Genomic DNA, 18,966 nt, shown 5'->3' with positions numbered 1-18,966 from the left:
TCTCAGAGATCGGCAAACACGTTTTTCACCGCATCGGCTGTCTTCGACACGACGATGTCGGCTTCCTCGCGGGTCAGGCAGAGCGGCGGCGCAAAGCCCAGAATGTCGCCCTGCGGCATGGCGCGGCCGATGACGCCGCTTGCGGCAAGCGCCGTCGCCACCTGCGGCCCGATCTTGAGCGAAGCGTCGAAGAACACCCGGTCGTCCTTGTCGGAGACGAACTCCACCGCCGCCAGCATGCCGTCGCCGCGGACGTCGCCGACATTCCTGTGGCCGCCGACCGCCTTGGCCAGTTCGGCGCGGAAATAGGCGCCGGTCTCGCGGGCATTGGTCACAAGATCCATCTCGTCGATCAGTTCGAGATTGGCGACGCCGGCGGCAACGCAGATCGGATGCGCGGAATAGGTCCAGCCATGGCCGAGCGAACCGAGTTTGTCGGAGCCTTCAACCAGCACCTGCCACATCTTGTCCGCGACGATGACGCCCGACAGCGGCGCATAGGCCGAGGTCAGGCCCTTGGCGATGGTGATCAGGTCCGGCTTGATGCCGTAGTGGTCGGAGCCGAACATGGTGCCCAGCCGGCCGAAGCCCGTCACCACTTCGTCGGCGACCAGCAGCACATCGTACTTCTTAAGCACCGCCTGGATCTTTTCCCAATAGAAGGCCGGCGGCGGCACGATGCCGCCGGTGCCCAGGATCGGCTCGCCGATGAAGGCAGCGACCGTTTCCGGGCCCTCAGCCAGGATCATCTCCTCGAGCTTGTCGGCGCAATGCTGCGAAAATTGCTCCTCGCTCATCGAGCGGTCGGCGCGGCGGAAATAATAAGGCGCCTCGGTGTGCAGGATCGGCGCGCGCGGCAGGTCGAAGGCGTTGTGGAACAGGTCGAGCCCGGTCAGCGATCCCGTCATCACGCCCGAGCCGTGATAGCCGCGCCAGCGCGAGATGATCTTCTTCTTCTCCGGCCGGCCGAGCACGTTGTTGTAGTACCAGATCAGTTTGATGTTGGTTTCGTTGGCATCCGAGCCTGAGAGGCCGAAATAGACCCTCGACATGCCTTGCGGCGCGCGGTCGATGATCATCTTGGCGAGCGTGATCGAGGCTTCGGTGCCGTGGCCGACATAGGCGTGGTAGTAGGCGAGGTTCTTCGCCTGGGCGGCGATGGCGTCGGCGATCTTCTGGCGGCCGTAGCCGACATTGACGCAATAGAGGCCGGCGAAGGCATCGAGGCTCTTCCTGCCATTGTTGTCCCAGACGGTGACGCCTTCGCCGCCGGCCATGATGCGCGTCGGGCTTTCGCCCCGCGCATGCGTGCCCATATGCGTCGAGGGATGGAAGAAGTGGTCGCGATCCCAGGCGGCGAGTTCGTTGGACTGGTCGAGCATTCTTTTAACTCCTGACAAAAGGGTGATTCCGGTGCAGCTTAAGCTACATCGAGGCAGAGATATTTGAGATCGGTGAAAGCCTCGAGTCCGTGGCGCGAGCCTTCGCGCCCGATGCCCGATTGCTTGACGCCGCCGAACGGGATCGGCGCGCCGGTGATCTTGACGCGGTTGATGGCGACCATGCCGTAGTCGAGCGCGCGGCCCATGCGCTGCTGCCGGCCACCATTCTCCGTTACGACATAGGCGACGAGGCCATACTCGGTGGCGTTGGCGCGGGCAATCACTTCATCCTCGCTGTCGAACGGCGTCACGGCGGCCACCGGGCCAAACGTCTCCTCGCGCATGATCAGCGCCTCGTCGGAAACATCGGCCAGCAGTGTCGGCTGGTAGAACAGGGGGCCAGCCTGATGTCGCTTGCCGCCGGTGAGGCAGCGCGCGCCATGGGTCAGCGCGTCTGCGACCTGCTCTTCCACCTTCTTGATGGCGCGCTTATGCATCAGCGGCCCGATGTCAATGTCATCTGCAAGGCCATTGCCGGTCCGCAGCGTCTCGATGCGCTTGGCGAAGGCGGCACAGAACCGATCGTAGATCGGACGCTGGACATAGATACGGTTGGCAGCGAGGCAGTCCTGGCCCGACGTGGCGAATTTGGCGTCGATGGCGATATCAACCGCTTTGTCCAGATCGGCATCGGCAAAGACGATCAGCGGCGCGTGGCCGCCTAGCTCCATCATCAGCCTTTTCATGGTCGGCGCACTTTGCGCGGCGATCAGCCTGCCGATCTCGGTCGAGCCGGTGAAACTCATGGCACGGACGCGCGGATCTTCGCACATCCGCCCGACGATGGTCGAAGCCTTGCCGGTGACGATGTTGAAGGCGCCTGCGGGCAGGCCGGCGCGCTCACCGAGTTCGGCCAGCGCCAGCGCCGACAGCGGTGTTTCCGAGGACGGATGCGCAACGATGGTGCAGCCGGCGGCAAGGGCTGCCGCAGCCTTGCGGGTCAGCATCGCCGACGGAAAGTTCCACGGCGTGACGATGCCGACGACACCGAGCGGCTCGCGCCGCACGATCATTTCGGCGTTCGGCAGATGGCTGGTGACGCTCTCGGCGTTCAGGCGTTTTGCTTCCTCGGCATACCACTCGATGAAAGAGGCGGCGTAGTCGATCTCGCCCAGCGATTCCTGCAGCGGCTTGCCCTGTTCCAGCGTCATCAGCAGAGCCAGATCATCCTTGGCGCCGATGATCAACTCGAACCATTTGCGCAGGATTTTGGAGCGCTCCTGCGGCAACAGCGACCGCCATGCCGGAAAGGAGCGTGCGGCGGCATCGATCGCCTTTGTCGTCTGCCGTGCATCTAGCGCGGCGACGAAAGCGACAGTCGTGCCGGTGGCCGGATCGGTGACCTCGAAGCTTTCAGCGGCTTCGCTTGCCGTCCAGTGGCCATCGACATAGGCGAGTTCACGCAGCAGCCGGCGGTCGGTCAGGCGGTCGAGCGCTTCATGGCGATGCGAGCGGGCGAAATGCGCGGACATGGGCGAGACCTCCCGGTTCGGACTGATGCGGGAAGACTATCCGCCCGATGCAGATAGAGAGGCTGTTTGGATGCCTCGAAGGAGAGAGACTCTCTCTTTTGTCCCGCCCCGACAGATGATCTCTCCGCCTTAAGCCGACGCCGGCAGCAGGTCGGCTATGGGCAGCGCGATCTCGTCCTTCACCGTCTTGGTGACGATGTAGGTGAAGTAGCGGTCGATGCCGATTTCCCGTTCGAGCAAGCCATCGACCAGCCGCTGATAGGCGTCGATGTCGCGCGCCATCACCTTCACCACATAGTCGACGCCGCCGCCGACAGACCAGCAGGCGACGATCTCGGGAACATCGCGGATGACGCGCTCGAAGCGGTCGAAATCGGCCTGGCGGTGGTTTGCCAGCGTCACCTCCATCAGGACGGTGGCAACGGGTGCGACGACGCGCATGGCGATCCTGGCGTGATAGCCCGAGACGATGCCGGCCTTCTCCAGCTTGCGCAGCCGCATCCAGCACGGCGTCGGCGACAGGCCGACCTGCTCGGCCAGCGCCAACTTGGTGATGCGTCCGTCGCGCTGGATGGCGTCGAGGATTTTCAGGTCGATCGGGTCGAGTTTCGCGGATGTCATCAGAGCTCACTTTTCGTCCGAGTACCATGACGGCGCATTATTTCGATTGTCAATTGCACTGATTTCGATCTCTAATAAGTCATGACATTGTGGCAACCCGATCCCGCGCTCATCCGGCGCCCGGCCTATCAATCGCTGGCCGACCAGTTCGCGCGCGCCATCCATGACGGGCGCCTCGCCAATGGCGCGCGGCTGCCGACCCATCGACGTCTGGCCGACGACCTCAAGCTTTCTGTGCAGACGGTGAGCCGCGCCTATGAGGAATTGATCCGCCGCGGGCTGATTTCGGGCGAGATCGGCCGCGGCAGCTTCGTCCAGACGCAGCGCCGCGAGCCGGAACCGCCCTATCTGCCGGAGCGGCTCGGCGAAGTCATCGATCTGTCGATCCTGAAGCCGGTCTGCGAGCCGATGCATCTGGAGCGGCTGAAGCAGGCGCTGGGCTGGCTGGCCGAGAACCTGCCGTCGAGTTCGGCACTGTCGTTTCGGCCCAACATGGTGTTTCCGCGCCACCGCGCGGTGGCGGTCGAATGGCTGAAACTGTGCGGTCTCGACACCTCCGCGCAGAACATCAGCCTGACCAACGGCGCCACCGCCGGCATGACGGTAGCGCTGATGAGTGTCGCCCCGCCGGGCTCGACGGTCGCCACCGAGGCGATCGGCCACCATACGCTGGTGCCGTTGGCACGCTATCTCGGCTTCAACCTGGAAGGCCTGCCGATCGACGACAACGGCCTGATCCCGGAAGCGCTGGACGAAGCCTGCCGGCTTTCCGACATCCGCGCGGTCTTCGTGCAGCCCTCGGTGATCAACCCGACGGCGACGTTGATGGATGCGGCGCGGCGCGAGCAGATCGCGGCGGTTGCGCGCAAGCACGACATCGCTATCATCGAGAACGATGTGCTCGGTCCGCTGGTCGAAGACCGGCCGCCGCCGGTTGCCGCGTTCGCGCCGGAGCGCACGCTCTACGTCACCTCCTTCACCAAGATCACCGTGCCCGGGCTGCGCATCGGCTATCTCGTCGCACCCGACCGCTATGTCGCCGCCGTCGCCAACCGGCATCTGGTTTCGAACTGGATGGCGACGCCGCTGGTGGCCGAGATCGCCACAAAATGGGTGACCGACGGGACGGCGATGGAGCTTGTCCACTGGCAGCGCGCGGCTTTGCGGCGCCGGCAGGATATTGCAGCGCAAGTGCTGGCGGGGGTCGGCTATCGCGCCCGGCGAGACGGGCTGCATGTCTGGCTGCAACTGCCGGCCGACCGCGCCGAGGAAAGCTTTGTCGCCCAGGCCCGCCTGCAGGGTGTGGCGATTGCACCCGGCACGTCCTTCCGTATTTCGGCTGCGCCGTGGCATCCGGCGGTGCGTATCTCGCTGGGTTCGACCACCGAGGGGGAACTGCGCGCCGGCCTCGGCGTTGTCACCAAGCTGCTGCTTGGCGATCCGGAACACCTGCTGCTCGCTATCTAGGCTGGGGTTGCTCGGAAATTGTGCGGAATCAGAAATAATTGTCATGATATTATTTTCTCAATTGACATGATTTGGCGCGTTCCGCATCGTTAAGAGCATAGACCTCTCCAGGACGGGGAACTGCAGTGCCCACGCCCATCATCAAGATCGACGCCATTTCAAAAAGCTTCGGCACTTTCAAAGTGCTGGACGGCCTGTCGATGCAGGTCATGCCTGGCGAAAAGCTGGCACTGATCGGCCCGTCGGGCTCGGGCAAGACGACAATCCTGCGCATCCTGATGACGCTGGAGCGCATCGATGGCGGTCATATCCAGATCGACGGTGAGCAGCTCTATCACATGGAACGCAACGGCCAGTTGCTGCCCGCCGATGAGCGACACCTGACAAGGATGCGCCAGAAGATCGGCATGGTCTTCCAGCTGTTCAACCTGTTTCCGCACAAATGCGTCATGGACAATGTCACGCTGGCGCCGATGCTGACCAAGGGCACGCCGCGTGCGGCCGCCGAAAAGCGGGCGATGGAACTGCTCGAGATGGTCGGCATGGCCGACAAGGCGAAAAGCATGCCGGCACAGCTTTCCGGCGGGCAGAAGCAGCGCGTGGCGATCGCCCGGGCGCTGGCGCTGTCGCCAAAGATCATGCTGTTCGACGAGGTGACGTCGGCGCTCGATCCGGAGCTGGTCGAGGAGGTGATGAACGTCATGCGCAAGCTTGCCGCCGAGACCGACATGACCATGCTGCTGGTCACCCACGAGATGGGCTTTGCCCATGATTTCGCCGACCGGGTGCTGTTCTTCGATCGTGGCAGGATCGTCGAGGAGGGCAAGCCCGACGAGATTTTCCGCAATCCCAAGCAGGAGCGCACGCAAGGCTTCCTGAAGAAGATCATCGCGGCCGGACATCGCGTCTGACCGCAATGCCCAAGGCGACGAAGTCGTCCCGAGGTGGCGAGAGCCGCCTCGTAACAAAGCAAGACAAGAAACAAGGAGTTGGGAACAATGAAAAAACTTGGCATTCTGGCTGGCGTCGCCAGCCTTGCGTTGGCGGCGGTGCTGGCCGCCTCGAACGTGGGTTCGGCCGATGACAGCAAGCTCGAACAGCTCAAGGCGCAAGGTTTCGCCCGCCTCGCCATCGCCAACGAGCCGCCCTATACGGCGGTCGCCGCCGACGGCAAGGTTTCGGGTGCCGCGCCTGATGTGGCCCGCGAGATATTCAAGCGGCTCGGCGTCGCCGACGTCGCCGCTTCGATCTCCGAATATGGCGCCATGATCCCTGGCCTGCAGGCCGGTCGCTTCGATGTCGTCACCGCCGGCCTGTTCATGAAGCCGGAACGCTGCGCCGCCGTCGTCTATTCCGAGCCGGTGCTTTGCGATGCCGAGGCGATGTTGGTGAAGAAGGGCAATCCGAAGGGCTTCAAGAGCTATGAGGATGTCGCCAAGGATACGACTGCGACCATCGGTGCGCCGGGCGGCGGCACCGAGGAGAAGCTCGCCCTCAATGCCGGCGTGCCACGCGATCGCGTCATCGTCGTGCCGGATGGCCAGAGCGGCGTGAAGATGCTTCAGGATGGCCGCATCGACGCTTATTCGCTGCCCGTCCTGTCGATCAATGATCTGGTCAAGAAGGCCAACGATCCGAACCTCGAAGTCATCGCTCCGGTGCAGGGCGCACCGGTCTATTGCGACGGCGCCGCCTTCAAGAAGGGCGACGAGGCACTGCGCGACGCCTTCGACGTAGAACTGGCCAAGATGAAGAAATCAGGCGAGTTCGCCAAGATCATCGAGCCCTACGGCTTCTCGGCGGCGGCCGCGATGTCGACCAGCCGCGACAAGCTCTGCGCGGCGAAGTGAAGTAAGGAAGACCCCTTCATCCGGCCCTTCGGGCCACCTTCTCCCGGCTGGGGAGAAGAGGCTGGCGCCGACGCTGGTGGTCTCCTCTCCCCGCCGGGGAGAGGTCGGCCGAGCGTAGCGGAGGCCGGGTGAGGGGGCTTCGACCAAACGTCCAGGTGGAACAGTACATTAGATGACCCAGTGGTCCGGCTATTTCGGCCTGATATTGCAGGGAGCGCTTGTCACCATCGAGCTGACGCTGATGGGGTCGGTGCTTGCGCTGTTCATGGCCTTTCTTGCCGGAATGGGGCGGCTGTCGCGTTTCTTCGTGCTGCGCGCGCTGGCTACCGCCTACATCGAATTCTTCCGCGGCACCTCGATCTTCGTGCAGTTGTTCTGGGCCTATTTCGTGCTGCCCTTCATCGGCATTTCGCTGACCCCGTTGCAGGCCGGCGTGCTGGCGCTCGGCCTCAATGTCGGCGCCTATGCCGCCGAAGTGGTGCGTGGCGCCATCCAGTCGATCGGCCGCGAACAGTATGAGGCCTGCACAGCGCTCAATCTCGGCCGCTGGCAAGGCATGCGCCACATCATCCTGCCGCAGGCGCTGCTGGTGATGCTGCCGACTTTTGGCAACAATGCCATCGAATTGCTCAAGGCGACCGCCGTGGTGTCGCTGATCTCGCTCACCGACCTGACCTTCCAGGCGCAGGTGGTGCGCGCCCAGACCGGCAACACCCTGGTGCCGTTCACCACCATCCTGATCATCTATTTCGTCCTCGCCCTGCTCATCTCGTGGGGCGTGCGCTCGCTGGAACGACGCATGGCGCGCGGCCTCGATGGGGTGCGTGCCTGATGGCCAATTCCCTTCTGATAAATTGGGCTTGCTGATGGAGTGGGATTGGAACTTCGTCTGGGAAATCATGCCGACGCTGATCCAGGGGGTGAAGATCACCATCCTGGCGACGCTGCTCGGCTCGGTGCTGGCGGCGATCGTCGGGCTTGGCATTGCGCTTGCGCGCCGCTCGCCCAACAAGGCGCTGTCGCGCACGGTCGGCTGGGCGGCTGAATTCATCCGTGGCACGCCGCTGCTGGTGCAGCTCTATTTCATTTTCTACGTGCTGCCCGACATCGGCATCCTGCTGCCGCCGCTGGTAGCCGGTGTCATCGGGCTCGGGCTGCACTACGGCACCTACACGGCGGAAGTTTATCGCGCCGGCATCGACAATGTGCCGCGCGGCCAGTGGGAAGCGGCCAAGGCGTGCAATCTGAGCGCCACGCAGACCTGGACCAACATCATCATTCCGCAGGCTATCCCGCCGATGATACCGGCGCTCGCCAATTATTTCATCGCCATGTTCAAGGAAACGCCGCTGCTGTCGGCGATCACTGTGCTGGAGCTGATGAACCAGGCCAAAAGCGTCGCCAACACCTACTATCGCTATATCGAACCGATCACGCTGGTCGGTGCCTTCTTCCTGGTCATCAGTCTGTTTTCGGTCATGCTGCTGCGCTGGCTGGAACGCCGCTACGGCAAGATCGAGAGGTAGCCGATGAAACCCTTGCCCGAGATCAAGGTCTATCCGAAGCGGCCGGCGCTGGATGCGCGCCCGCTGGAGCGGCGCGTCGGCCTGATTATCCTGGCCACCGACCATACCAGCGAACCGGATTTCCGCCGCATGGTGGCGGGCGAGCGGGTCGGCGTCTATGTCGCGCGCATTCCCTACGCCAACCCGACGACGCCCGAAAACCTGCGCAAGATGCAGCCGGCGCTGACGGCGGGCGCGGCTCTGATCCTGCCGGACGAGAAGCTCGATGCCATCTGCTATTCCTGCACTTCGGCCTCGGTGGTGATCGGCGATGCCGAGATCGAGGCGGCGATCCAGGTCGCAAAGCCCGGCGTTCCGGTAGTCACACCGCCGATGGCGGGCGTGCGCGGGCTGCGTGCGCTGGGCGCAAACAAGCTCAGCATCCTCACTCCCTACACGGTCGAGACATCCAGGCCGATGGCCGCCTATTTTGCGGCACGCGGCTTCGAGATCGTCAGCTTCACCTGCCTCGGTTTCGAGGACGACCGCGAGATGGCGCGCATCGCACCGGCAACGCTTGTCGATCTTGCGCGGGAAGCGACCGACGCCAGCGCCGATGCGCTGTTCGTGTCGTGCACGGCGCTGCGTAGCGCCCTCGCGGTCACCGGCATGGAAAATTCTATTGGACGCCCCGTGGTGACCAGCAACCAGGCAACCGCCTGGAACTGCCTGAGATTGTGCGGGGATGAGGCGCCGCATCCTGAGTTCGGGCGGCTGATGACGTTGCCGTTGGTTCAGTAAGATTATGTCCAGTGTGAGCGAGCACCCCCCTCTGGCCTGCCGGCCATCTCCCCCTCAAGGGGGGAGATTGGCAGTTCATGCGTCACCGCTCTTCCTGCAACATCGACAATTGGCGAAAGTGTTGCAGCCGCTAATCTCCCCCCTTGAGGGGGAGATGGCCGGCAGGCCAGAGGGGGGCGTTTCGTGATGCCCGCCGTCATCCTCACCGACATCCGTACCGCCCGTGAGCGTATCGCCAACAAGATCGAGCGCACGCCAACAGTTTTGTCCCATAGCCTTTCGGAATGCTGCGGCGTGTCGGTTCACCTCAAGCTCGAACACCGGCAGACCACCGGCAGCTTCAAGCTGCGTGGCGCCTCGAACGCCGTCGCCTCGCTCAGCGCCGAACAGAAGGCGCGGGGCGTGGTCGCGGCCTCGACCGGCAATCACGGCCGCGCGCTGGCGCATGCGGCGAAGCTTGAGGGCATGCGCGCCGTAATCTGCATGTCGCGCCTGGTGCCCGGCAACAAGCTCGACGAGATCCGCCGGCTGGGCGCGGAGGTCCGCATCGTCGGCGACAGCCAGGACGATGCCCAGCAGGAGGTCGATCGGCTGGTGGCGCAAGAGAGGCTGGTGATGCTGCCGCCCTTCGACCATCCCGACATTATCGCCGGGCAAGGCACGCTCGGGCTTGAGATGATCGAGCAGGTCCCGGATGCCGCCCTCGTTCTGGTCCAGCTCTCCGGCGGTGGGCTCGCCTCAGGGGTTGCTGCAGCCATCAAAGGCGTCAGTCCCCGGACAAAAGTCATCGGCGTTTCGATGGCGCGTGGCGCGGCGATGAAGGCCAGCCTCGATGCGGGCCAGCCGGTGCTGGTGGAAGAATTGCCGACGCTGGCGGATTCGCTCGGCGGCGGCATCGGCCTCGACAACCGGCTGACCTTCGCCATGTGCCGCGACCTGCTCGACGATGTCGTCCTGCTCAGCGAAGACGAGATCGCCGCCGGCATCCGCCACGCCTATGCGCAGGAGCGCGAGATCGTCGAGGGCGCCGGCGCGGTCGGCATCGCCGCACTGCTCGCCGGCAAGATTACGGCGAACGGGCCGGTGGTTGTGCTTCTTTCTGGCCGAAACATTGATATGGAGCTGCATCGGAAAATCGTCTGCGGTGACACTTCGATAAATGCGGGTCGCGCCGGATGAAACGTCTTTCACGCCGAGTTTCTTCACACCCCCCTCTGTCCTGCCGGACATCTCCCCCGCAAGGGGGGAGATCGGCAGCTTCGATGCTGCCGCTTTTCTTGCGGCGTCTGAGATTGGCGAAGGCAAAGATGAAGTCCAATCTCCCCCCTTGCGGGGGAGATGTCCGGCAGGACAGAGGGGGGTGTGACAGAACGCTGTCCTTTGCAGAGCTTGCCCCTCCGGAGCGCGCCGCATGAGCCGGATGACCATCCTTACCGAGAAAGAGTTGCGGGCGATCGTGACACTCGATCTCGATGCCGTCGCCTGCATTGAAAACGCTTTCCGCGCGCTCGCTACCCTGCCGGTGGCGATGCCGCCGATCCTGCGGCTCGACATTCCCGAGCATCGCGGCGAGGTCGACGTGAAGACCGCCTATGTGCCTGGCATTGACGGTTTCGCCATCAAGATCAGCCCCGGCTTCTTCGACAATCCGAAGCTCGGCCTGCCCAGCGTCAACGGCATGATGGTGCTGCTGTCAGCCAAGACCGGCCTGGTTGAAGCGCTGCTGCTCGACAATGGCTATCTCACCGACGTCCGCACGGCCGCTGCCGGCGCCGTCGCTGCCAAACATCTGTCAAGGCAGGACTCGTCCGTTGCCGCGATCTTCGGCGCTGGCGTCCAGGCCGGGCTGCAATTGGAAGCACTCATGCTGGTGCGGCCGATCGCCGAGGCGCGCATCTGGGCACGCGATGCGGCAAAGGCCGAGGCGACAGCCGGAGCTTTGCGCGAAAAGCTCGGCATTCTCGTGCGCGCTGAGCCGGACGCGGCAAACGCGGTCGCCGGCGCCGACATCATCGTCACCACGACGCCGTCGACCGAGCCGCTGATCAAGGCCGGCTTCGTCGTTGCCGGCCAGCACATCACCGCCATGGGATCCGACGCCGAGCACAAGAACGAAATCGCGCCGGCAATCCTGCGCATGGCCGATCTCTATGTCGCCGACAGTGCCCGCCAGACAAGGCGGTTGGGTGAGCTGCACCATGCCATCGCGGCGGGCGTGATGGCCGCCGAGGAAGAGGTGACCGAACTCGGCCAGATCATCGCCGGCGAAAAACATGGCCGGCGCTCGGCCAGCGACATCACCATCGCCGACCTCACCGGCACTGGCGTCCAGGACACGGCGATCGCCACGCTCGCTCGAGATCGCGCGAGGGTGGCCAACTCCGGAACGATTTTCGAAAGCTGATGCTGGCCAAAGCGTGATCCGGAAAAGTGGGAACAGGTTTTCTCGGACAAACAGTTTCCGTTTTGTCCAGAGATCACTCTCAAACAAGAACGACGAGTTGGATTCAAAGCTGATACCGGCCGCAAGGCCCAACAAACGAGGACCAAGAACAATGCAACCGAACCTGAAGTTCTCGCGCGGCGAATTTGCGGATCGTCTCGCCAAAACGCGCAAAGCCATGGAGGTGAAGGGCGTCGATCTTCTTGTTATCAGCGATCCTTCCAATATGGCCTGGTTGACCGGCTATGATGGCTGGTCGTTCTATGTGCACCAGGCGGTTATCGTGCCGCCTTCGGGCGAGCCGGTCTGGTACGGCCGCGGCCAGGACGCCAACGGCGCCAAGCGCACCGCCTATCTCGCGCACGACAACATCGTCGGCTATGCCGACCACTATGTGCAGTCGACCGAGCGCCACCCGATGGATTTTTTGGCGAGCGTGCTTGCGGATCGCGGCTGGGGCAAGCTGACAGTCGGCGTCGAAATGGACAATTACTGGTTCTCGGCGGCCGCCTTCGCGTCGCTGCAGAAGCATTTGCCCAATGCCCGCTTTGTCGATGCCACCGCGCTGGTCAACTGGCAGCGTGCGGTGAAGAGCCCGACCGAGATCGACTATATGCGCAAGGCGGCCCGCATCGTCGAAGCGATGCACCAGCGCATCTTCGACAAGATCGAGGTCGGCATGCGCAAATGCGATCTCGTTGCCGAAATCTATGATGCCGGCACGCGCGGCGTCGACGGTATCGGCGGTGATTATCCGGCGATCGTGCCGCTGCTGCCGTCGGGTGCCGATGCCTCGGCGCCGCATCTGACCTGGGATGACAGACCGATGAAGCGGGGCGAGGGCACCTTCTTCGAGATTGCCGGCTGCTACAATCGCTATCACTGCCCGCTGTCGCGCACCGTCTTCCTCGGCAAGCCGACGCAGGAATTCCTCGATGCCGAGAAGGCGACGCTGGAAGGCATGGAAGCGGGGCTGGCCGCGGCGAAACCCGGCAACGCCTGCGAGGACATTGCCAACGCCTTCTTCGGTGTCCTCAAGCGATACGGCATCATCAAGGACAACCGCACCGGCTATTCGATCGGACTGTCCTATCCGCCGGACTGGGGCGAGCGCACGATGAGCCTGCGTCCCGGCGACCGCACCGAACTCAAGCCCGGCATGACCTTCCATTTCATGACCGGCCTGTGGCTGGAAACGATGGGACTGGAAATCACCGAGTCCATCCTGATCACCGAAACCGGTGTAGAGTGCCTGGCCAATGTGCCGCGTAAGCTGGCGGTGAAGGATTGAGCCCGATGTCCAGCACCCGCCCGTCGCCGATCGCGCCGACCGTCGATTTCGACCGCGACGGCATCCAGCACGGTTTCCTGCGCTTGCCCTACAGCCGCGACGATTCCGCGTGGGGCTCGGTGATGATCCCGATCTGCGTCATCCGCAACGGCAACGGGCCGGCAGCGCTGCTGACCGGGGGCAACCATGGCGATGAGTATGAGGGACCGCTGGCCCTTTACGATCTCGCCCGCACGCTCGACCCGAAAGATGTCAGCGGCACGGTGATCATCGTGCCGGCAATGAACTATCCGGCCTTCCGTGCCGGCAAGCGCACCTCGCCGATCGACAAGGGCAACATGAACCGCAGCTTTCCCGGCCGGCCGGACGGAACGGTGACCGAAAAGATCGCCGACTATTTCCAGCGTGAGCTGCTCCCCCGCGCCGACATCGTGTTCGACTTCCATTCCGGCGGCAAGACGCTGGACTTCGTGCCGTTCTGCGCCGCGCACACCTTGCCCGACAAGGCGCTGGAACAGAAAGCCTTCGACGCGGTCGCAGCCTTCGCCGCCCCGTTCTCGATGCGCATGATCGAAATCGACGCCATCGGCATGTATGACACGGCAGCCGAGGAGATGGGCAAGGTCTTCGTCAGCACCGAGCTTGGCGGCGGCGGCACGTCGCGCGCGCAAACCGTGCGGATCGCGCGGCACGGCATTCTCAACGTGCTGCGCCACGCCGGCATTGTCGCCGGTGCGGTGGAGAAGACCTCAACCCAGTGGTTGGATATGCCATCGGGCGATTGTTTCTCCTTCGCCGAAGATGACGGCATGATCGAAACCATGGTCGATCTCGGTGAACCCGTCGAAAAGGGCGCGGTGCTGGCGCGCATCCATTCCACCGGCCGCACCGGCATCGCCCCGCAGGAGATCCAGGCAAAAATGTCGGGCATGCTGGCGGCGCGGCATTTCCCCGGGCTGGTCAAGGCCGGCGACTGCGCGGCGGTGGTGGCTGTGCCCGTCTGAGCGATTCCGCCGAGGCTTGCTCCACCCCGTTCGCGTCCATCGTCACTTGCTCTTGGTCCGTTGCGGAGCCTTCGGCGCGGCGGAAAGAAGCAGCATGGCGAGCGGAGTCGACATTGCAGGAGGATGTCACTATATAGCGGCGGCTTCGACCCGCGCGCTCGAGGGCCACACCTCGAAGCAACTGTGAATGTGTAGTATGTTGCGCCATCTATTGTGACGGAAATCGGCTCGGAAACCGGAAAAAAGCAAATAGAAACAGTGGCGCAGCGCTGGGCGTGACCTAGCCAACGGTACCGACTCCTCCAGAATCAGAAAATGCTCTTGACCCCTCGATTTCCTATGGCTCTGTGGACCTTGGACGGCATTGGCTTGCCGGCCGACCGCGACTCGGCTGGAATGGGGACATGCATCCTTTGCGGGATGTCGACGTTTATGATTACCAACCGGCTTTGCCGCCAGGGAACAGCAGTATGAGTGAACACGCCATCGAATTCTTGCGGGGATGGATCGGCGAAAAGGTCCATTGCCAGTCCTCCCAGGCAAGGATCGACAAGCAGGCCGAAACCCTGGCCAAGGAGTGCGCCGCCGAGGCGGCCGAGGTCGGCATCCCGCTGGAGGACATCCAGGAAGAAGTCGGCGATATCCAGGAACTTATCGCATCCCGGCTTGAGGAAGCCGCCGAGGCCGAGGAAAGCCAGCAGCCCCCCGGAAAAGCCGCGGAATGATCGCATAGCGGCGACGTTGTTCCAGCGCGGGCTTCTGGCCCGCGTTTTTTTCTTCAGCCAAACTTCTCCTTCAGCCACGCCTTCGGCAGCGCCGGCACGAAATTTCCGTCGCGTCCGGTCATATCGTCGTTGGCAACCACCGCGTTGAGGATTGCTTCCTCCACGGTCTGGATCACCGCATCGAAAAACGGATCGATATCGGTGTCCGGAATAAAATTGGCGCTGGCGATGCGGCCGGAGGGCGCCAGCGCTGCGCTCGCATTGGCGGTTGAGAAGGCGATAAAAATGTCGCCTGAGCTGTGATAGCCGAAGCCGCCGGTCATGGCGACGCCGAGCGGCACCCGTCGGGCCAGCCGCTTCATCTGATGCGGCAGGAACGGTGCGTCGGTGGCGACGACGGCAATGATCGAGCCCTTTTCAGCACGCGGTGTGCCTTCGCGGACCGCCGGTTCGAGAAGCTCCGGCCCGGCGCGCAGGCCGCGAATGGTGATATTGCGCCGTTTTCCAAAATTAGACTGCACGAAGGCGCCGACGGTGTAGGCACGGCCGTGCCATTCGACGATGCGCGATGCCGTGCCGGAGCCGGCCTTGAAGCCGAAGGTGATCATGCCGGTGCCGCCGCCGACGCTGCCTTCCTCGATCGCTCCGCCGGCGGCGCCGTCGAGGGCCTGCGCAACATGCGCTGACGTCAAATGGTGACCGTTGATGTCGTTGAGGAAGCCGTCATAGGTCTCCGCCGCCACCGGCAGCCCCCAGCCGCTGTCGAGCGCTGCCGGCAGCACGCTTTGCATCCAGCGCAGCGTGCCGTCGCGTGAAACACCGCAGGAATGCGTGTTGGTGATGGTGATCGGGAAGTTGAAAGCGCCGGTTTCCTCGACGATGTGCGAGCCGGTCAGTTCGCCGTTTCCGTTCTGGCTGAAGATGCCGGCGAAGACCGGGGTGGCGAGATCCGCCAGCGGTCTGGGCAGGATCGCGGTCACGCCGGTGCGCACCGGTCCCTCGCCGACGACAAGCGCGCCATCGCCCGAAATCAGCGTCGCATAACCGACCGCGACGCCGGGCACATCGGTGATCGCATTGAACGGTCCGGGCCGCCCGTCGAAGCCGATGCCGAAATTTCGCGCGCGCGGTTTGCCTGAGGGCGTTGTCAGATGATGCGGATTGTTGGTCATGGTGTCAGAACAGGGATCCCTGATTGCCGGGCTCTTTGGCCTTGGCCGCCGGCTTGGCTACGGCTTTCGGTTTTGCCGTGCCGGTGATCGCCACCGCATCGGCGACGCCGTCGGCGAACTCGAGCGAAAGCGCCATTCCCGACGCCACATCGGCAGCCTGCTTGATCACCGCGCCATCCGCATCCCTCACCAGCGCAAAGCCGCGCGCCAGGACGGCCTTGTGCGACAGCGACGCCATCAGCCTGTCGGCCTGGACGACGCGGCCGCGCAGGCGCTCCAGCCTGAGCACCACTGCTTGCGTGCCGCGTCTTGTCAAAGCTGTCAGCAAATCCCTCTGCACGCGTTGCCGCCGTGCCGTTGGCTCGATCGTGATGCGGCCTTGCAGCATGGTCAATTGCTGCTTGTGCCGCTGCAGCGATGCCCTGGCACATTTTGGTAATTGATCTGCCGCCCGGTTAAGCTCCGCACGCCGGGCTCTTGCCAACGTGCGCAATGCCCCTTGTGCTCGCAAAAGATTGCGTTCGTTGGTGCGCCGTGCCTCGGCAATGCGCTGCGACAGCATTGCCGGTGTCAGCTTTACGGCAAAAAACCTTGCACGCTTGCGTTCGGTGGAGACCAACAGGCCCCGGCCGAGCCTGGATGTCGCCTCATCGAGGCGTCGGCGCGGCAGCGCCAGCAATTGATCGGGCGAGGGCAGAGCCCGGGCGGCGGCACGGGCAGCCTGCCGTTTGCGCTCGAAATTGCGCAGGACCGCCGCTTTCAGCCGTGCACCGAGGCTGGCAAGCGTTGCTTCGAGATCGGCCTTCACCGGCACGGCGATTTCGGCTGCACCCGTTGGTGTCGGCGCCCGCACATCGGCAACGAGATCGATCAGCGTCCAGTCGGTCTCNCTCGTGGCCGACAGCCGAGATCACCGGAATGCCGGAAGCGGCAACCGCGCGGGCGAGCGCCTCGTCGTTGAAGCCCCAGAGGTCTTCGAGGCTGCCGCCGCCACGCGCCACGATCAACAGATCGGGACGCTGGACGGCGCCATCCCATGCCAGCGCGTTGAAGCCGTTGACCGCAGCAGTCACTTCCGTGCCTGACGTCTCGCCCTGAACACGCACAGGCCAGACCAGGATGTGCAACGGAAAGCGGTCCTTGATGCGGTGGATGATGTCGCGGATGACGGATCCTGTCGGCGAGGTGACGACGCCGATGACGCGCGGCATGAATGGCAGCAACCGCTTGCGGCCGGTGTCGAACAGACCCTCGGCCTGTAGCCGCCGCTTGCGCTCCTCCAGCAGCGCCATCAGCGCGCCGGCGCCGGCAGGCTCCAGGTTGTCGATGACGATCTGGTAGTTGGACTTGCCGGGATAGGTGGTGAGCTTGCCGGTGGCGATCACCTCCATGCCCTCTTCGGGACGGAATTTCAGCCGGCTCATCGTGCCTTTCCACACCACGGCGTCGAGCCGGGCGCGGTCGTCCTTCAGCGCGAAATAGGCATGACCTGAGGAATGCGGCCCGCGATAGCCTGATATTTCGCCGCGCACCCGCACATTGCCGAAAACGTCCTCGACCGTGCGCTTCAGCGCGCCGGAAATCTCGCTCACCGTATATTCGGCGGCGTTGGTGCGTGATTCGGATGCTGCTTCGCTCATCGGCCGATTGGGGAACGGTTGGGCGCCCGCGTCAAGGCGGTTGCGTCGGGCCAGCCGTTCATAACCCGGATACCTGACCCTGCCTACCAGCCGGGCAGAATCTGGTTCGGCTTGGTCCGCCGCAGCTTGGTGAAGGCCAGTGCTGCGAAATCGAATGTCCCGGGGTCTTCGCCGACCGGGACGGAGATATTGTCCAGGCTTTCCGAAATATGGCGGGCGAGCGCATCGACGATCTCCGGCCGCGACGTCTGGCCGCGCATGATACCGATGCGGCAATCGGGCAGGGCGCCGAAGCCGTCGGCTTCGCTCAGCACCCGCATGCCGGGCCGCAGCGCGCATTCCGGCAGCACCGAGATCGCCAGCCCGGAAAGCACCGCGGCGGTGATGACGGTGGCCGAGAAACTGGTGAACAGGATGCGATAGTCGCGGTTCTGCTGGTCGAGCACATCGACGGCGGCGCGCCGCCAGATGCAGTTCGGCCGGCCAAAGGCCATCGGCAGTTTTTCCTGCTCATGCGTCGCATGGTTGGCCGAGGTGACCCACAGCAGCGGTTCGCGCCGCACCACCTCCGACTGGCCGCGTACGTCGTTGTGAGTCACCAGCGCGAGGTCGAGATTGCCGCGCTTGATATGCTCGACCAGCCCCGGCGTCGGCTCGCAGATGACGGTCAGTTCGACGCGCGGATTGGAGCGCGTGAACCGCGCCATGATCTCGGGCAGGAAACGATCGGCATAGTCGTCGGGCGTGCCGATGCGGATCGTGCCTTCGAGCCGCCGGTCATCGAAGGCAGCCAGCGTCTCACGGTTGAGATAGAGCAGCCGCCGCGCATAGGAGAGCAGCTTGTCGCCTTCCTCGGTCAATCTGTTGGTGCGCCCGTCCTTTTCGAACAGCGGCTTGCCGAGTCGCTCCTCCAGCCGGCGCATCTGCATCGAAACCGCCGACTGGGTCCGGTGCACCTCTTCGGCCGCCCTGGTGAAGCTGCCGGTATCGGCAATCGAGATGAAGGTCTGCAATTGATCGAGATCGAGCGGCGATTTCATCGACATGATCCATCACTAGTGTTGATGGTAAAGATTAGAAACATTCGTTGGATTAATCAATCACTCGATGGCAAATTGCTATTGTCCACATGAAGGCATGTGAATCGAAGCCGGAACGGCCGCTGTCGCCAGCGCCGATGCAAGGCTTTGCCCGTTCGAGTCTGAAGGAGACCGACAATGACCACGTTCGATTTCGCCACCGAGACCTCGCGCATCACCTCGCGTCCGGCCGTTGCGACTCGCGTGGCCAACACTGTCTCCAACGTCTACCGCGCCTGGAAAAACCGCCGCGCCTTCTACCGTCTTGGCGAGATGTCGGACGCCGAACTCGCCGATATCGGCCTGACGCGCGCCGATCTGCACGTCGCCATCGACGTGCCGTTTGGCCGCGACCCGACGGCGATGCTGCGCGAAATCGCCAGCGATCGCGTCGAAACGATCGAGGACATCGCCCGCAAGGTGGCCTGATCTGTTGCTTGTTGTTTAGGTCGTG

At 63.7% G+C, this 18,966-nt stretch carries 17 protein-coding genes and 1 pseudogene; 12 read left to right on the top strand and 6 right to left on the bottom strand.

The genetic code is table 11. The features are described 5' to 3' along the window. Positions 1–2: 2 nt before the first annotated feature. From X735_RS162640 to X735_RS162650, 3 genes are all read right to left on the bottom strand, one after another. Positions 3–1,382 carry an aspartate aminotransferase family protein gene (locus X735_RS162640; RefSeq protein ID WP_023809053.1) on the bottom strand — a complete coding sequence of 460 codons (1,380 nt, stop codon included), beginning with the start codon at positions 1,380–1,382 and terminating at the stop codon, positions 3–5. 38 nt (positions 1,383–1,420) lie between these two features. After that, entirely contained in the window at positions 1,421–2,914 is a 1,494-nt protein-coding gene (locus tag X735_RS162645; protein WP_023809052.1) for an NAD-dependent succinate-semialdehyde dehydrogenase, read from the bottom strand. A gap of 129 nt (positions 2,915–3,043) precedes the next feature. Further along, positions 3,044–3,535 (bottom strand): Lrp/AsnC family transcriptional regulator, encoded by a 492-nt coding sequence (locus tag X735_RS162650; RefSeq protein ID WP_023809051.1) that lies wholly within the window; start codon positions 3,533–3,535, stop codon positions 3,044–3,046. A gap of 81 nt (positions 3,536–3,616) precedes the next feature. On the opposite strand from X735_RS162650, the gene X735_RS162655 reads away from it, so the two are divergent. The 11 genes from X735_RS162655 to X735_RS162705 all read left to right on the top strand — a co-directional run bounded on the left by X735_RS162655 (position 3,617) and on the right by X735_RS162705 (position 14,621). After that, positions 3,617–5,002, top strand: coding sequence for a PLP-dependent aminotransferase family protein (locus tag X735_RS162655; protein ID WP_023809050.1), 1,386 nt, complete (start codon positions 3,617–3,619; stop codon positions 5,000–5,002). A 125-nt stretch (positions 5,003–5,127) separates the two neighbouring features. Next, positions 5,128–5,913, top strand: a complete 786-nt coding sequence (gene ehuA / locus X735_RS162660; protein ID WP_023809049.1) for an ectoine/hydroxyectoine ABC transporter ATP-binding protein EhuA — start codon at positions 5,128–5,130, stop codon at positions 5,911–5,913. Positions 5,914–6,000: 87 nt separating this feature from the next. Then, positions 6,001–6,852 (top strand): ectoine/hydroxyectoine ABC transporter substrate-binding protein EhuB, encoded by an 852-nt coding sequence (gene ehuB / locus X735_RS162665; RefSeq protein ID WP_023809048.1) that lies wholly within the window; start codon positions 6,001–6,003, stop codon positions 6,850–6,852. A gap of 172 nt (positions 6,853–7,024) precedes the next feature. Next, entirely contained in the window at positions 7,025–7,684 is a 660-nt protein-coding gene (ehuC, locus tag X735_RS162670) for an ectoine/hydroxyectoine ABC transporter permease subunit EhuC (protein ID WP_023809047.1), read from the top strand. 34 nt (positions 7,685–7,718) lie between these two features. Then, positions 7,719–8,378, top strand: coding sequence for an ectoine/hydroxyectoine ABC transporter permease subunit EhuD (gene ehuD, locus X735_RS162675; protein WP_023809046.1), 660 nt, complete (start codon positions 7,719–7,721; stop codon positions 8,376–8,378). Between the two features lie 3 nt (positions 8,379–8,381). Then, entirely contained in the window at positions 8,382–9,158 is a 777-nt protein-coding gene (eutA, locus tag X735_RS162680; RefSeq protein ID WP_023809045.1) for an ectoine utilization protein EutA, read from the top strand. A gap of 186 nt (positions 9,159–9,344) precedes the next feature. Further along, positions 9,345–10,337, top strand: coding sequence for a hydroxyectoine utilization dehydratase EutB (gene eutB, locus X735_RS162685; RefSeq protein ID WP_031212376.1), 993 nt, complete (start codon positions 9,345–9,347; stop codon positions 10,335–10,337). A gap of 232 nt (positions 10,338–10,569) precedes the next feature. Continuing rightward, the gene (gene eutC / locus X735_RS162690) at positions 10,570–11,562 is read left to right on the top strand and encodes an ectoine utilization protein EutC (RefSeq protein ID WP_023809043.1); all 993 of its coding nucleotides are present in this window, start codon (positions 10,570–10,572) and stop codon (positions 11,560–11,562) included. A 151-nt stretch (positions 11,563–11,713) separates the two neighbouring features. Beyond that, a complete protein-coding gene (gene doeA, locus X735_RS162695; protein WP_023809042.1) occupies positions 11,714–12,892 on the top strand; it encodes an ectoine hydrolase DoeA in 1,179 nt (392 codons plus the stop codon). A 5-nt stretch (positions 12,893–12,897) separates the two neighbouring features. Continuing rightward, positions 12,898–13,896 carry a N(2)-acetyl-L-2,4-diaminobutanoate deacetylase DoeB gene (gene doeB / locus X735_RS162700; protein ID WP_023809041.1) on the top strand — a complete coding sequence of 333 codons (999 nt, stop codon included), beginning with the start codon at positions 12,898–12,900 and terminating at the stop codon, positions 13,894–13,896. A 404-nt stretch (positions 13,897–14,300) separates the two neighbouring features. Continuing rightward, positions 14,301–14,621, top strand: a complete 321-nt coding sequence (locus X735_RS162705; RefSeq protein WP_245273059.1) for a hypothetical protein — start codon at positions 14,301–14,303, stop codon at positions 14,619–14,621. 53 nt (positions 14,622–14,674) lie between these two features. Here X735_RS162705 and X735_RS162710 read toward each other — a convergent pair whose 3' ends face one another. The 3 genes and pseudogenes from X735_RS162710 to X735_RS162715 form a co-directional block, all read right to left on the bottom strand. Further along, the gene (locus X735_RS162710; RefSeq protein ID WP_023809039.1) at positions 14,675–15,793 is read right to left on the bottom strand and encodes a P1 family peptidase; all 1,119 of its coding nucleotides are present in this window, start codon (positions 15,791–15,793) and stop codon (positions 14,675–14,677) included. Between the two features lie 4 nt (positions 15,794–15,797). Beyond that, positions 15,798–17,433, bottom strand: a pseudogene (gene xseA / locus X735_RS01000000165500) (exodeoxyribonuclease VII large subunit). Between the two features lie 83 nt (positions 17,434–17,516). Beyond that, positions 17,517–18,473: a LysR substrate-binding domain-containing protein gene (locus X735_RS162715; RefSeq protein ID WP_023809038.1), complete on the bottom strand. Its 957-nt coding sequence runs from the start codon at positions 18,471–18,473 to the stop codon at positions 17,517–17,519. A 177-nt stretch (positions 18,474–18,650) separates the two neighbouring features. On the opposite strand from X735_RS162715, the gene X735_RS162720 reads away from it, so the two are divergent. Next, positions 18,651–18,941: a DUF1127 domain-containing protein gene (locus tag X735_RS162720; RefSeq protein WP_023809037.1), complete on the top strand. Its 291-nt coding sequence runs from the start codon at positions 18,651–18,653 to the stop codon at positions 18,939–18,941. Positions 18,942–18,966: the final 25 nt, after the last annotated feature.

The sequence above is a fragment of the Mesorhizobium sp. L2C084A000 genome (assembly GCF_000502875.1).
In the GTDB taxonomy this organism is placed as follows: domain Bacteria; phylum Pseudomonadota; class Alphaproteobacteria; order Rhizobiales; family Rhizobiaceae; genus Mesorhizobium.
Note: the sequence above shows the minus strand (reverse complement) of the source record. Positions and strands in the feature narration are given on the sequence as shown.

Bases quoted from the DNA above. Each gene is read 5' to 3' on its own strand.
- X735_RS162640 (WP_023809053.1), bottom strand. From the start codon at position 1,382: ATGCTCGACCAGTCCAACGAACTCGCCGCCTGGGATCGCGACCACTTC.
- X735_RS162645 (WP_023809052.1), bottom strand. From the start codon at position 2,914: ATGTCCGCGCATTTCGCCCGCTCGCATCGCCATGAAGCGCTCGACCGC.
- X735_RS162650 (WP_023809051.1), bottom strand. From the start codon at position 3,535: ATGACATCCGCGAAACTCGACCCGATCGACCTGAAAATCCTCGACGCC.
- X735_RS162655 (WP_023809050.1), top strand. From the start codon at position 3,617: ATGACATTGTGGCAACCCGATCCCGCGCTCATCCGGCGCCCGGCCTAT.
- ehuB (WP_023809048.1), top strand. From the start codon at position 6,001: ATGAAAAAACTTGGCATTCTGGCTGGCGTCGCCAGCCTTGCGTTGGCG.
- ehuC (WP_023809047.1), top strand. From the start codon at position 7,025: ATGACCCAGTGGTCCGGCTATTTCGGCCTGATATTGCAGGGAGCGCTT.
- ehuD (WP_023809046.1), top strand. From the start codon at position 7,719: ATGGAGTGGGATTGGAACTTCGTCTGGGAAATCATGCCGACGCTGATC.
- eutA (WP_023809045.1), top strand. From the start codon at position 8,382: ATGAAACCCTTGCCCGAGATCAAGGTCTATCCGAAGCGGCCGGCGCTG.
- eutB (WP_031212376.1), top strand. From the start codon at position 9,345: ATGCCCGCCGTCATCCTCACCGACATCCGTACCGCCCGTGAGCGTATC.
- eutC (WP_023809043.1), top strand. From the start codon at position 10,570: ATGAGCCGGATGACCATCCTTACCGAGAAAGAGTTGCGGGCGATCGTG.
- doeA (WP_023809042.1), top strand. From the start codon at position 11,714: ATGCAACCGAACCTGAAGTTCTCGCGCGGCGAATTTGCGGATCGTCTC.
- doeB (WP_023809041.1), top strand. From the start codon at position 12,898: ATGTCCAGCACCCGCCCGTCGCCGATCGCGCCGACCGTCGATTTCGAC.
- X735_RS162705 (WP_245273059.1), top strand. From the start codon at position 14,301: ATGCATCCTTTGCGGGATGTCGACGTTTATGATTACCAACCGGCTTTG.
- X735_RS162710 (WP_023809039.1), bottom strand. From the start codon at position 15,793: ATGACCAACAATCCGCATCATCTGACAACGCCCTCAGGCAAACCGCGC.
- X735_RS162715 (WP_023809038.1), bottom strand. From the start codon at position 18,473: ATGAAATCGCCGCTCGATCTCGATCAATTGCAGACCTTCATCTCGATT.
- X735_RS162720 (WP_023809037.1), top strand. From the start codon at position 18,651: ATGACCACGTTCGATTTCGCCACCGAGACCTCGCGCATCACCTCGCGT.